Source organism: Peribacillus simplex NBRC 15720 = DSM 1321, assembly GCF_002243645.1.
Lineage (GTDB): Bacteria > Bacillota > Bacilli > Bacillales > DSM-1321 > Peribacillus > Peribacillus simplex.
Map to the genome: position 1 here is coordinate 1,222,789 of NZ_CP017704.1, position 13,337 is coordinate 1,236,125.

Genomic DNA, 13,337 nt, shown 5'->3' on the forward strand with positions numbered 1-13,337 from the left:
ATACGATTTAAAGTGACAAACCATATTATTCGTACCAATTAACTTGGTATTACTAATATAATCCAATTTCACCCTTTTGTCAATCTTGCATTTAAATTTTCTGATTAGTCTGCGTTTTATATTTTACTTATTTACCACTTTACCAAACTAAACTGTTTGAGATATACTATTTTAGTATAAGTTGTCGGTATAAACACACACTTTGTATTTAAGAAAGGTTCGATATAAATGGTAAATAAAAAATGGGGTTTATTGATTTTGACCACATTCGTAATTGGAAATATGGTCGGCGGCGGAATTTTCATGCTCCCTGCTCAATTAGCACAAGTATCCAGTCCATTAGGGGCCACATTGGCATGGATTGTTACTGGACTGGGAGTTTTTCTAATAGCTTTGGTGTTTGGTAACCTTGCAATCCGGAAACCGGATTTGAAGGCTGGACCGCAAAGTTATGCTCAATCATTATTTAAATCTCCTGCTAAAGGAAGGGTTTCAGGGTATAGCATGGCTTGGGGCTATTGGGCTGCGAATTGGGCAGCGACAGCTTCTGTCATCATTTCATTTGCTGGTTACCTATCAACGTTTTTCCCGGTGATGCATAGTTCGAAAGTGATTTATACAGCGGGTTCGTTTCAACTTGAGCTAGGTAAAGCATTAACGTTTGCGGTTTGTTCCATTGCCCTTTGGGGGATTCAGGCAATCTTAGTAAGAAGTTTTAACAGTGCTGGGAAAATGAATCTTTTTGCTACGGTTACCAAAGTGCTTGGATTCTTATTTTTCATCATTATCACGATTTTCATCTTCGATACTTCCAATCTAGGGAACGGAGCCGAATTTTATGATAAGACGGGATCTGCAATCTCTTTAGGTGATCAAGTAAATGCTGCTGCAATTTCAACATTATGGGCCTTCATTGGTATTGAAGCTGCCGTCATGCTTTCAAACCGTGCCAAGTCACAAAATGATGTAAAGAAAGCGACGATTCTTGGTTTACTTATTGCTGTTGCCATTTATATCGGCATTACTTTATTGACGATGGGTGCCATATCACAAGAGGAATTGAAAATATCACAAAAACCACTTGTTGACGCACTACAAGCTGTAGTTGGTTCAAGCGGCACATATATAATGGCTGCTCTTGCCGTCATTTCCTTATTGGGATCTACAATCGGATGGATTGTCGTAGCATCTGAGGTTCCTTACCAGGCAGCGAAATCGGATCTGTTTCCGGCCTATTTTGCGAAATCGAACAAAAATGGCACACCCGTCCGTTCTATGACAATAACAAATATCATGACACAGATATTCTTATTCTCCACTATTTCGGGTACGATTTTGGAAGCATATAAATTCTCAATGATCGTCGCTACACTCGCTTACTTGATCCCGTATCTTGCATCCGCTCTGTATCAATTGAAACTAGTCATGACTGGGGAAACCTATGACATCATGAAAGGCTCAAGGGTACGTGATGGCATTATCACCATCCTTGCATTAATCTACTCGATCTGGGTCATCAAGACAGGTACAGCTGATATGAATACATTCATACTTGGCATTGCCTTATATGTATTCGGAATCGTCCTATACCCGCTCTGGATGAGAAAAAAATCATAACCTTAAACACCTTGGCATTCGCCAAGGTGTTTTTTTATATTTCGTTTATTGCCAATCTAGTTCTCAGCTGTACCGTTTCCCCTGAGCTTAACTCCCTCAATCCAGTCAATTTTGCAGACAGATCCAAATTAGGAGCATTCGTTACCCATGTATATGGTTCAGGACATACGAACCCCTCCTGGTTGAACAATACCCAAAACTTAAAATGTTGATCGCCATGATAGATGACCTCTATGCCAGCCTCTTGGTCAGTGAGAATGCACTCGTTTTCCAGAGCTCTTTCCTCATCATATCCAAATAGGTCATCAAACAGCCGGCCGTCCAAGCTAAAACCGTTTTGGATTTCCAATGTATTGGCCGTTTCATGAATTGCACCAGTGGGCAATGACCTTTCATTCAACTCCCATTGTTTATTGACGGGAAGAGAAATTCTGCAATCCTCCAATTTACTCACTGGTCCAAATGGAAAATTGAATACAGTATGATAACCTGCTCCCCATGGAAAGGGTTTATCGCCCTTGTTGGTGATTTCCAATTTGATATCCAATGTTTCAGCTCTTAAAGACAAAGACATTTTCACAGTGATATCTTGTGGAAAGCTACCTTTTAGATCAAAATCACTGCTTGAAAATTCAGTATTAATGACGATTTCTTTCCCGTTCACTTCCTTTTTGCAGACTTGCCACTGCTTGTCATGCAAAAAACCATGAATATGATTGGTTTTTTCCATTTCATTGATTGGAAACTTATACGCAGTCCCCTTATATGTAAATTGACCATCTTCAATTCGATTGGGTGGAAACAGGATTGGCATTCCGTATAAAATGGGAGCTTTGTTATACTCTTCCAAACTATCCGGAGTCCGCAGCACCTCCATATCCTTATGCTTGTACCTAAACGAAAGCAGATTGCTTCCTAAAGATGGCGCAAGTATCGCTTCCACTTTTTCATTGCCGAACTTTATGGCCTTTTCATTTAAAAAAGTGATATCTTCTATATAACCTGTCACTTATTCTCCTCCTTTGTCTTGAACATATATCCATCCTACTTCCATCGACCATTTTTTGCAACAAATGGAAAATACATTTCATTCTTATTATTTATTTGTTTGAAATAAGTGTTGGTAATCTAGGATTTTGCTTAGCTTGCTTTATTATTTTTCTATTTTTCTATTTTTCTATTTTTCTATTTCTCTTTTATCCTTTTCCTTCACACCAATCGACTAACATTAAACCTTATTAAATAGAAAAAGGATGCCTAAACGGCATCCTTTTTTACTTATCTATTACTTTCACTTACTAAAGCCACTATGCCTTCTTCATCATCCAAAACAAGTTCAATACCCGAGTATGGATCTTTACTCATATATTCATCCAGCCATAAGCGAAGCGCTTCTATCAAATTGATGGTAATTAACACTTGTTTCCGGCCATCGACAAACGCTTCCGCCGAAAAGCCATAATCATCATCATACATTAACTCCACTTCTACCTCATTGGGTTGTACCTGCTTTTTACGGCCAATATAAACACAAACCGCGTTGATGATATCTTGTTCGGAAATCTTTAGCCTCTCCATGGGTTTGGATCCTCTTTCTTCTTCTTATCTTTGAAATATGTGAATATTTTACGGATTACAACGATTAATGCAATAACTGCTATCACGTTGATTAATAGTCCTAGTATAGAACCAAGCGCGCCCATATTGGCGAATAGGCTACCAAAAAGTAAACCTGCCAGTCCACCTAGCATAATTCCTTTCATTAAGCCGCCTTTTGTGAATGAGTTTCCACTTTTTGTATCAGTCTTCGCTTTATTAGTAGTAGTAGCATCGGACTTCTTCGTTTCTTTATTTTGGAAATTCGAATTATTATTGTTGTTGCTGTTAAAACTTCTTTTTCCAGACTTGTAACCCCTTGCATCGACTGACTCCGAATGATCCTGGAATACATAAGTGCCGACTGGCGAGAATGCTAGTGTAATTGTAAGTAATGCAGCCATAAATTTTTTCATCATGTTTTTTTGCCTCCGTTTAATAGTATGGAATGTTGTTTCATTATATCTTTTCCCAGATTAACTGAAAGTCCACATCACCTATCCTTGTTTTATCTTATAGTATTTACGTTTAGTTTCAAAATAAGTTTCACTTTTTTCGATTTTTTTCAAAAAAAATAAGCAGAGGCCATTTCTCCCCTGCTTATTAAAGAAATATTAGTTTACACGAACGACACGGCCGTTGAATTTACCTGCCCAATATCCACTTTCCATATTCGCGATTGCAACACCTGTTGAACTTTGGGAACCTATAAATTTGCCGCCACCGACATAAATACCGACATGGCCATCAGTTTTATAGGTATTGAAAAACACTAAATCTCCAGGTTGTATTTGACTCTTAGAAACTTGACGTCCTGCACTTGTCAATGCACCCGTACTGGCTGGAAGGTTCACACCAGCTTGTTTATAAGCCCATGCAACGAATCCTGAACAATCGAATAAACCGTTAGCAATATCGGATGCCGTTCTTCCGCCACCAAATTTATATGTGGAGTTACCGATATATTTATAACCTGCTGTAATTGCAGAGCCTGTATTTGCACTGCTTGGCTTACTTGAAGTTTCAGTTTTACTAGCTGCAGGCTTACTAGCTGCTGCAGGTTTATCAGCAGAACTGTTTTTAGATGAATTTGAAGATGATTCACCTTTAGACGAACCAGATGCTGACGATTCAGCTTTAGAAGAACTTGATGATTCTTCACTAGAAGAATTTGAAGAATTCACTTCTTCAGCAGCACGGTCAAGATCAGCTTTCTCTGATGCCTTACGTTCTTCCTCTTTTTTGATATTTTCACGAATGGAAGCTATTTGTGCTTCTAAACCAGCATCTTTATTTTCTAAAGATTGTTTAAGTGCCTCTGTTTCCGATTCTTTCTTTTCAATCTTTGCCTTCATATTGACTGTTTCAGCTTTTTGATCTTCAATTTGAGATTGCATGCCTTTCAGCTCTACTTCCATATCCTTAAGGCTTTGCAATTTTTTCTCAACAGTCTCTTGTTTTTTTTCTAAGTCAGCTTTATCCGCTTCCTGCTCGCTAAGAATCTGTTGGTCAGCTTCCACGATAGTGGCTACCGCTCCCACACGATTAACGAATTCACCAAAGTTTTTAGAACCTAAAACAACTTCTAGGTACTCAACGTCCCCGCCGCTCTCTTGGAATGAAAGGGCGCGCTCTTTCAAGACTTCCTCGCGTTTTGCGATTCTTTCTTCCAAGGCTTTAATTTCTTTCTTTAAAGAATCTATATCTTTTTCGGTGTCTTTAATTTCTTGTTTAGTATCTTTGATTTTTTGGTCATTTTCTTTCATTGCCGATTCTATCTGGGCAATTTGGGAATTCATTTTCGTTTGTTCTTTTTTCAATTCCTGAATAACTTGTTCTGCCTCTGAAATATCTGATTGTATTCCTGTGCGTTGCGATTGAATATCCGAGATAGATTCAGCTTTTACAGATGGTATGGCAAAAGCGCTCCCTAATCCAAGCATAATTGTCGTGTTCAATACGATAAGTTTTTTCTTCAAACTCATTTCCCCTGCTTTCCTCCCCTTGCATTTCCATCGACCCACTTCTTTTTCTCTATGAAAAATTATTAGTCAAAATAAATTGCTGGGAACTCTTCTCTATTTTTTTTACTCTTTATGTAATTTTCTAAGATTGTAATTATATAAAATACATTTCTTAAACTCTACTATGTTTTCATCTAAGTCGTAGTATATCATCAGATTTTGTCAAATGCGTAATAGCAATATTACAATTATATTTCAATTTTAACATAAAACATAAAAATTCGACTTTTTCGTGTGATAAAACAACCATTTTTTTACATAATAACCTTCTTATTTTGATGCAAGACTTTCTATCTAGTGTTTAGCACCAAGGGACCACAGACTATTGGCAGATTAAAACTGACCATTTTCGAATGTATGGAAGCCCTTTTGAAACAGATTGCAGCTTATTTTCCTTACATAAAGGAAGGTCCGCTGGCATCCCCATTAAAAAAACAAAAAAAACCGCTCATCAGCGGTTTTTCCGTCAATATTCGACCCATTCTTAAATTCCAGCCATATAGTCGACAAAAACCTTCATTTCTTTTGGTCGAACAAATACACTTTCGCCTTTGCTTATCTCCAGATTCAAATATTGTTCTTTCGTCAGTTCGATTTCCAGCGGTTCGTTTGTATCCTGACGAATGACTTCTATCCGGACGATGGGGCCAATTGTATGGATGTGGTCAATTATGGATGCAATCGAATCCTTTTCGGATGTTTCTCTTTCTATGATAAAGTTATGAGCCCTTACATAACCAGTGCCCACACCATCTTCGCTGCCCGGGGCATTCATTTCCACATTCCCAGTTACCAATTTACCTTGATGAACATTGCCTTTGAAAAGATTGACACTGCCGAGAAAATCATAAACAAAGGGATTTTCCGGGTGATCATATACTTCTTCCGGAGTTCCAATCTGTTCAATTTTCCCTTCATTCATGATTACGACCCGATCAGCAACATCCATCGCCTCTTCCTGATCATGCGTCACGAACACACTCGTAACATTGAATTCATCATGAAGCCTTCTTAGCCAACGCCGAAGTTCTTTGCGAACCTTGGCATCCAATGCCCCGAATGGTTCATCAAGCAAAAGGATATTCGGTTCAACCGCAAGTGCCCTTGCCAATGCGACACGCTGGCGCTGGCCGCCTGATAATTGGGATGGATAACGATCTTTATATCCTTCCAGCTTGACGAGCTGAAGCAATTCAGTAACCTTTTGTTCAATAACTTCTTTACTGGGCCTTATTTTTTTAGGACGGACCTTTAATCCATAGGCGATATTATCAAAAATGGTCATATTACGAAAAAGGGCATAATGCTGAAAGACGAAACCCACATTTCTATCTTTTACATGCTTATGCGTGTAATTCTCTTCATTGAAGAGGATCTTTCCGTACTCTGCTTGTTCAAGACCCGCGATGATACGCAGTAATGACGTTTTTCCCGATCCAGAAGGGCCAAGAAGGGCTACGAGTTCACCGCTCTTTATTTCCAAATTGATGTTTTGGAGTGCTTGATAAGAACCGTAATATTTTGTAACATTTTCAATGATGATACTCATTTCATTCCTCCTAACTCGCTTTGGTTGATTTAAAGTCCGTTTTCCATTCTATGAAACTTTTAATGATCAAGGTTATAATTGCAAAAATGGACATCAGGGATGCAACGGCAAAGGCAGCCGAAAATTGATATTCATTGTATAAGATTTCAATATGAAGCGGCATCGTATTGGTCATGCCCCTTATATGGCCCGATACGACCGATACAGCTCCAAACTCCCCGATTGTCCTTGCACTGCAAAGGATGACTCCATATAGAAGTCCCCATTTTATATTTGGAAGCGTCACATACCAAAATGTCTTAAACCCTCCCGCACCCAGCGTGAGTGAGGCCTCTTCTTCAGACGTCCCCTGACTTTGCATGAGCGGAATCAATTCACGCGCAATGAATGGGAAGGTAATGAAAATGGAGGCGATGACAATCCCCGGTATTGAAAAAATCACTTTAATGTCAAAGGATTGCAGCAGTGGACCAAGTGTTCCATGTAAGCCAAACAGAAGGACAAAAATCAACCCAGCAATGACGGGTGAAACGGAAAAAGGCAAATCTATCAATGTTATTAAGAAGTTTTTTCCCTTAAAATCATATTTTGTTATGGTCCACGCAGCAACTACACCAAATATGGCATTGAGTGGCAAAGTGATGAGGACAACGATCAATGTTAATTTAATTGCAGCCAAGGCATCAGGATGGGTAATGGCCGCAAAATAAGCTTCGGCACCTTTTTCAAAGGCCTTTACAAAGATCGCGATTAATGGGACAACTAAAAATAAAGTCAGAAATAGCAATACAATGGAAATAAGGACCCACTGTATGGATTTAGGCTCTTTTGTTGCGTTTCTCATAAAAATGACTGAGTGATTCGTTTTATTAGCAACCACTGAATTATCATTTTCCATCATGTCCCCTCCTACTTCCCTGAATATCTTTTGCCGGTCCACCATTGTAAGATATTGATGGTGAACAGAATTATAAATGTAATAATGAGCATGACGGCTGCAACAGCTGTTGCACCCTCATAATCATACTGTTCGAGCTTTGTCATGATGATCAGCGGGGAAATCTCCGTTTTAAACGGCATATTTCCGGCAATGAAGACAACAGATCCATACTCTCCAAGTGCCCTCGCAAAAGAAAGTGCAAAACCCGTCAATATCGCTGGAATCAATTCCGGGAAAATAATTTTAATGAATGTCTGCATTCGATTCGCCCCTAAAGAGGCGGATGCTTCTTCCATCCCTTTTTCGATATTTTCAAGCACCGGTTGAACCATCCGCACCACGAATGGAAGACCGATAAATATTAGGGCGATGATGATCCCCGCAGGAGTGAAAGCGACTTTAAAGCTGAAAAATTGCCCTATCCATCCGTTCGGTGAATACAAAGTGGTCAAAGTAATCCCTGCCACAGCAGTCGGGAGGGCAAAAGGCAAATCAACCAATCCATCGATGATCCGTTTGCCTGGAAACTCATAACGAGTAAGCACCCAGGCAATTAACACACCAAAAACTGCGTTCACGAAGGCCGCAGTTAACGCTGTCATAAAACTCAATTTATATGAAGCGAGAACCCTTGGTTCAGTTATGGTCGCCCAAAAATCCTGGAACCCCATTGAAAATGTGTTTAGAAAAACCATGGATAACGGGATCAAAACGATGATGGAGAGATACAGCAGCGTAAAACCCATCGTCAATCCAAAACCGGGTATGGTCCTCTTTTTCGTCTGTTTACCTTCTGTCACTATATTCATCGCTTCGCCTCAGCCCTTTTTCTGATTTATGAAGGAGAAGATGTTAAGCCATCTTCTCCTTCATGCTTATTGCGGTTGATAAATTTCGTCAAATGTACCACCATCATTAAAATGCGTTTCTTGGGCTTTTTTCCACCCGCCAAACGTATCATCAACCGTCACCATATCGATATTGGCAAATTGCTCTTCATATTCAGCGAGAATCTTTTCATCCCTTGGACGATAGAAGTTTTTCGCGGCAATTTCCTGGCCGGCATCCGTATATAGGTATTCCAGGTAGGCTTCAGCCACTTCCTTTGTTCCTTTTTTCTCGACCACTTCATCGACAACAGCTACCGGTGGCTCTGCTAATATACTGATTGAAGGATTGACGATTTCATATTTGTCAGCACCAAATTCTTCCAGAGTTAAATAGGCTTCATTCTCCCAAGCGATAAGTACGTCACCAATTCCCCTTTCTACAAAAGTGGTGGTTGCACCGCGTGCCCCTGAATCCAGGACTTCAACATTCTGATAAAGTTTTTTCATGAAATCCTTCACCTTTGTTTCATCATTATCGAAATTCTTCTCCGCATAAGCCCAGGCAGCCAGGTAATTCCACCTTGCCCCTCCGCTTGTCTTTGGATTTGGTGTAATGATGGATACATCCTTTTTAATAAGATCATCCCAATCTTTAATGCCTTTAGGGTTATCTTTTTTCACCAAAAACACAATGGTTGATGTGTATGGTGTAGAGTTTTCCGGTAACCGTTTCTGCCAATCCTTCGCTAACAGGTTACTAGCTTCATATATGGCATCAATATCATAAGCCAATGCCAATGTAACGACATCCGCCTCCAATCCATCAATGACTGCCCTGCCCTGTTTACCAGATCCGCCATGGGATTGTTGAATCGTTACATCCTGACCGGATTCTTCTTTCCAGTGCTTCACGAACGCTTCATTGAATTCCTGGTACAATTCTCGTGTCGGATCATACGACACATTCAGTAGCTCGACTGACTTTGATGACCCATCCCCTTCCGTTTTTTCCGAGTTGCATCCTGCAAGTACACCGAAGGCTAAAATCAAACTTGTCAATATCATCAACTTTTTCATGGAATCCCCCCTGTTTTTTGCAACAAAAAAAGCACACTACTTCCCTTTTTATTTTTATTCAAGGAGATAGTATGCCTTCAGTTCTCTGATCAGCAAATATTCTGAATTTATGTATCATTAACATAAAGCAAAGTATACCAAGTTGTCAACTGTGTTTTATAAATAAACAAGCCCTTTTATAAACTCATTCACGAATAGAAGAGTAAAGAATTTTCCAAACGAAAGAGCTCGATCCAACTGAGAGATCGAGCCCAACATTTAAGAATTTGATCCTTTTTGATACAGCTTATTGTCCACGATATACTGATAACACTGATCAGGCAGCAAATATCTTGGTTCCCCGCCCATCGCGAATTCATCCCTTATATATGTAGAGCTGATTTCCATGGATAGGCCTTTATCAATAAGGTGAAATGTATTGCCATCATCATAATTCCTTAGCAATGGACTTTTGGATATTATTTTCAGCATATCGATCCCATCCCGTGACATGACGATGAATTTATGATTGGCAATCAATTTTTCCCTGAATTTCCATCGTAAGTGTACCGGTAACTCCTGATTATCAATATCTTCAAGTAAATCTGCACCCATTATGAAATAAACTTCGTCCTTTGGAAATCGTGATTTAAAATATTCCATCGTATACCAAGTATATTGTTTACTAGTTCCGGCGCGTTCATTTATTTCATAATCACTAACTTCGAATAATGGATTGCCCCCTATAGCCAGCTTGAGCATTTCCCAACGGTGTTCATTGCTCGTTTTCATCTGTTTATCGATACGGCCATCTGCGCAAGGCAAAAAAATCACCTTATCTAGCTTAGCACGATGCGCAATGGTCGATGCTGTCCATAAATGCACATTCGTGACCGGATCAAAGGAAGATCCATAAACTCCAATTTTGCCCATCCTTTTATCCCCCTCATCAACCTTTCTTTTCAACAATGCCCTGACCGGACTCCCGTCCCCAGCTTCTAATGCAAGCGGCAATGCAACCAAATCGTACATCCGAGGCTCCCAAGGACCAGTCCTTCGAGGATATGAATCACACAGGCTGACAGTGCATGGTGGGCAGGCAATTCTTTGCTGCCGAGATAGTCAACGGAAGGTAAATCGAGTTCAACCACCCCTTTATTTGCAAGGAAGGGAGCTACATTGGTTCAACCGGTGGAATCCATTCAGGAAAACGGCTGAGTCCCTTCCATTAGATGCCTTCAAAAGCTTTAATGCCATTGCTTTCAGCTTCGCCCACCTTAACTACAGTAGCAGTGCCAATTTATTAATCAAGATCAAGTTCGATGACTTTTTTCCATTCCCATCAAAATGATAGGGAGCATCAATATAAGTTCCTAAATGGGTACTCATCCGGATTTCCCTACATTGACAGATGACCCCTTCAGCCATTGATGAATTATGAGATTGCGTATCTCATGGCCAAACAATATGGCGTATTTTCATTCAGGCGCTGAGTAATATCTAACCATTGATTCACGTATTTCTCTCTCCGGTCAAAGCTTAAAGTTTGGTCCTTAATGTCCAAAGCTCAGGAAAAAACGACTGTTCGACCACTTTCTTCAGATAACTTACACCGGACGATCCGCCAGTTCCCTTTTTATTACCGATGATCCTTTCTACGGTGCTCATATGATTGAATCTCCAGAATTGTTGTTGACTTCCAATATCAACGAGTTTTTCGGCCAACTCATACAAATCCCAGTATTTATGCACATCACGGTAAACTGTCAGCCACGCGTTTTCAACACTTGCATTTTCCTGATAAATTACAGACCAATCCCTGTTCAAGACCGATTGATCAATGGGAAGCCCTCTTGCAGCCAAAGCCCCTATAGCCGCATCATAAATACTAGGTTTATTCAAGGCTGCCATCATCGACTCATAAAGCTCGGGCTGATGACGGAAAACGGCCAATATTTGCGAATTCTTTTGACCCATTGCAAATTCTATCAACCTGTTCTGAAATGATTGAAACCCTGAAGAGTTTCCTAGTTTCTCCCGGAATTCCATATAATCGGATGGAGTCAAGGTCGAAAGCACATTCCAGGATTGAACAAGTTGCTGTTGGATCCTGGCCACTCTGGATAGCATCTTAAAGGAAGGCTCCAAACGTCCTGCCTGAATGTGGTCTGTTGCCGCAGTCAATTCATGGAGGATCAATTTCATCCACAATTCACTAGTTTGGTGAATGATGATGAACAGCATTTCATCGTGATGGCCTGAAAGCCGATGCTGACTTGATAATATTTGATTTAAATGTAGGTAGTCCTCATAGGACATATCTTTTTCAAAATCAGTTACCATACTTTCTTCCAAACGATGTTCATCTCTTGGTCCCTTATCCATACTATCCCTCTTTCCCTTTACATTCTTTTTATTTTCGACATCAATAAATAAACGATGCAAAGAAAGATCAGCCAAGGAACACCGAACTGGAGCACGATTTTAAACGGGCCAGTGAACCAGGTAGATACCGTCAAAGCTAACAAAAGAAATGCACCAAGAATCGTTAGATATGGAAATCCATACATTTTAACCGGTAATTTGCGGCCCCCTGATTTCTCCCACCTCTTCCTGAAATATAAATGGGAAATGAACACCATGAACCAGGTTAAAATGGCTCCGAACATCGATATCCCCATCATGAATGCATATGAAGTATCCGGAAGCAGGACCTTTACTCCCGCAGCAAGAAATATGCCCAAAGTGGAGATGAGAAGGGCCCTTACCGGAACTCCTTTCCTGCTCACTTTTTGAAATAGGGCTGGAGCCTGCTGTTGCTCCGATAATGAATATATCATTCTGGTGGAGGCATATAATTGACTATTCATTGCAGATAAAGCAGCGGTTAAAATAATGAAATTCATTATCCCCGATGCTCCAGGAATATTCAGGATTTCCATTACCCTAACAAATGGGCTTTTATCAATACCAGCCGATTGCCAGGGAACAATCATTAACATGATCCCGATTGTCAGTACATAAAAAGTGGCAAGCCTGAAGACAGTTGCCTTCAAAGCTTTAGGTACGGCAACATCCGGATCCTTTGCTTCTCCCGCCGTCACCGCAATCAACTCAGTTCCTAAAAAGCTGAAGAGCGAAATGAATATGGCGACCCAGAGCCCCCAAAACCCGAAAGGCATAAACCCTCCATCATTTGCATAGTTCTCTACACCGATCCCGCTTGAAGGTTCGGCACCAATCACCACGTAGGCGCCCAGTAGAATGAATATGACAATGGCGCTGATTTTAATCATTGAAAATACATACTCAAAATTCCCGAATGTATTGACACTCGTCGCATTTACATAGATTAGCAGTGCAGCAAAAAGGAAAATCCAAACGCTTCCAGGTACAGCTGGGAACCAATATTTCATATAAACAGCGATGGCACTCACTTCGACACCAATGGCTAGGACATTCGCTATCCAATATGAATACCTCACAACAAAACCAGCAAATGGACTTATATATTTTTCAGCAATGGTTCCAAAGGATCCCGATGTTGGATAGGCTACAGTCATTTCCGCCAAACAGCCCATCAGTAGAAGGACAATGAATGCACCTATTGCATAGCTGATAAGTACACTTGGACCTGCTGTTGAAATCGCAAGGCCGCTGCCCAAAAATAATCCGGTGCCAATTGCACATCCCATGGCTATCATAGTGATTTGATTCGATGAATT

General features: G+C 40.2%; 13 protein-coding genes. 1 reads left to right on the forward strand and 12 read right to left on the reverse strand.

Annotated elements, in window-relative coordinates:
- Positions 1-228 precede the first annotated feature (228 nt).
- Positions 229-1,617, forward strand: a complete 1,389-nt coding sequence (locus tag BS1321_RS05705; RefSeq protein ID WP_063232090.1) for an amino acid permease — start codon at positions 229-231, stop codon at positions 1,615-1,617.
- Between the two features lie 34 nt (positions 1,618-1,651).
- Here the strand turns inward: BS1321_RS05705 and BS1321_RS05710 are convergent, their stop codons facing one another.
- From BS1321_RS05710 to BS1321_RS05765, 12 genes are all read right to left on the reverse strand, one after another.
- Complete coding sequence (locus BS1321_RS05710; RefSeq protein ID WP_063232091.1) at positions 1,652-2,626, reverse strand: aldose 1-epimerase; 975 nt, start codon at positions 2,624-2,626, stop codon at positions 1,652-1,654.
- A 269-nt stretch (positions 2,627-2,895) separates the two neighbouring features.
- Positions 2,896-3,195, reverse strand: a complete 300-nt coding sequence (locus tag BS1321_RS05715; protein ID WP_063232092.1) for a YxcD family protein — start codon at positions 3,193-3,195, stop codon at positions 2,896-2,898.
- Positions 3,183-3,629 carry a hypothetical protein gene (locus tag BS1321_RS05720; protein ID WP_063232145.1) on the reverse strand — a complete coding sequence of 149 codons (447 nt, stop codon included), beginning with the start codon at positions 3,627-3,629 and terminating at the stop codon, positions 3,183-3,185. The genes BS1321_RS05715 and BS1321_RS05720 overlap by 13 nt, the downstream gene beginning before the upstream one ends.
- Before the next feature lie 198 nt (positions 3,630-3,827).
- The gene (locus BS1321_RS05725) at positions 3,828-5,198 is read right to left on the reverse strand and encodes a C40 family peptidase (RefSeq protein WP_063232093.1); all 1,371 of its coding nucleotides are present in this window, start codon (positions 5,196-5,198) and stop codon (positions 3,828-3,830) included.
- 523 nt (positions 5,199-5,721) lie between these two features.
- Entirely contained in the window at positions 5,722-6,786 is a 1,065-nt protein-coding gene (locus BS1321_RS05730; protein WP_063232094.1) for a sulfate/molybdate ABC transporter ATP-binding protein, read from the reverse strand.
- Between the two features lie 10 nt (positions 6,787-6,796).
- Positions 6,797-7,630 carry a sulfate ABC transporter permease subunit CysW gene (gene cysW, locus BS1321_RS05735; RefSeq protein ID WP_232522797.1) on the reverse strand — a complete coding sequence of 278 codons (834 nt, stop codon included), beginning with the start codon at positions 7,628-7,630 and terminating at the stop codon, positions 6,797-6,799.
- Between the two features lie 65 nt (positions 7,631-7,695).
- Positions 7,696-8,535, reverse strand: coding sequence for a sulfate ABC transporter permease subunit CysT (gene cysT / locus BS1321_RS05740; protein WP_063232096.1), 840 nt, complete (start codon positions 8,533-8,535; stop codon positions 7,696-7,698).
- A 66-nt stretch (positions 8,536-8,601) separates the two neighbouring features.
- Positions 8,602-9,633 (reverse strand): sulfate ABC transporter substrate-binding protein, encoded by a 1,032-nt coding sequence (locus BS1321_RS05745; RefSeq protein WP_063232097.1) that lies wholly within the window; start codon positions 9,631-9,633, stop codon positions 8,602-8,604.
- A 258-nt stretch (positions 9,634-9,891) separates the two neighbouring features.
- Positions 9,892-10,545, reverse strand: a complete 654-nt coding sequence (nadD, locus tag BS1321_RS05750) for a nicotinate (nicotinamide) nucleotide adenylyltransferase (protein ID WP_063232146.1) — start codon at positions 10,543-10,545, stop codon at positions 9,892-9,894.
- Positions 10,546-10,893: 348 nt separating this feature from the next.
- Positions 10,894-11,040: a cyclase family protein gene (locus tag BS1321_RS28605; RefSeq protein ID WP_144477883.1), complete on the reverse strand. Its 147-nt coding sequence runs from the start codon at positions 11,038-11,040 to the stop codon at positions 10,894-10,896.
- A gap of 111 nt (positions 11,041-11,151) precedes the next feature.
- On the reverse strand, positions 11,152-11,997 hold the full coding sequence (gene kynA / locus BS1321_RS05760) for a tryptophan 2,3-dioxygenase (protein WP_063232098.1): 846 nt from the start codon (positions 11,995-11,997) through the stop codon (positions 11,152-11,154).
- Positions 11,998-12,014: 17 nt separating this feature from the next.
- Complete coding sequence (locus tag BS1321_RS05765; protein WP_063232147.1) at positions 12,015-13,316, reverse strand: amino acid permease; 1,302 nt, start codon at positions 13,314-13,316, stop codon at positions 12,015-12,017.
- Positions 13,317-13,337 lie beyond the last annotated feature (21 nt).

Bases quoted from the DNA above. Each gene is read 5' to 3' on its own strand.
- BS1321_RS05705 (WP_063232090.1), top strand. From the start codon at position 229: ATGGTAAATAAAAAATGGGGTTTATTGATTTTGACCACATTCGTAATT.
- BS1321_RS05715 (WP_063232092.1), bottom strand. From the start codon at position 3,195: ATGGAGAGGCTAAAGATTTCCGAACAAGATATCATCAACGCGGTTTGT.
- BS1321_RS05720 (WP_063232145.1), bottom strand. From the start codon at position 3,629: ATGAAAAAATTTATGGCTGCATTACTTACAATTACACTAGCATTCTCG.
- BS1321_RS05725 (WP_063232093.1), bottom strand. From the start codon at position 5,198: ATGAGTTTGAAGAAAAAACTTATCGTATTGAACACGACAATTATGCTT.
- BS1321_RS05730 (WP_063232094.1), bottom strand. From the start codon at position 6,786: ATGAGTATCATCATTGAAAATGTTACAAAATATTACGGTTCTTATCAA.
- cysW (WP_232522797.1), bottom strand. From the start codon at position 7,630: ATGAGAAACGCAACAAAAGAGCCTAAATCCATACAGTGGGTCCTTATT.
- cysT (WP_063232096.1), bottom strand. From the start codon at position 8,535: ATGAATATAGTGACAGAAGGTAAACAGACGAAAAAGAGGACCATACCC.
- BS1321_RS05745 (WP_063232097.1), bottom strand. From the start codon at position 9,633: ATGAAAAAGTTGATGATATTGACAAGTTTGATTTTAGCCTTCGGTGTA.
- nadD (WP_063232146.1), bottom strand. From the start codon at position 10,545: ATGGGCAAAATTGGAGTTTATGGATCTTCCTTTGATCCGGTCACGAAT.
- BS1321_RS28605 (WP_144477883.1), bottom strand. From the start codon at position 11,040: ATGGCTGAAGGGGTCATCTGTCAATGTAGGGAAATCCGGATGAGTACC.
- kynA (WP_063232098.1), bottom strand. From the start codon at position 11,997: ATGGATAAGGGACCAAGAGATGAACATCGTTTGGAAGAAAGTATGGTA.
- BS1321_RS05765 (WP_063232147.1), bottom strand. From the start codon at position 13,316: ATGATAGCCATGGGATGTGCAATTGGCACCGGATTATTTTTGGGCAGC.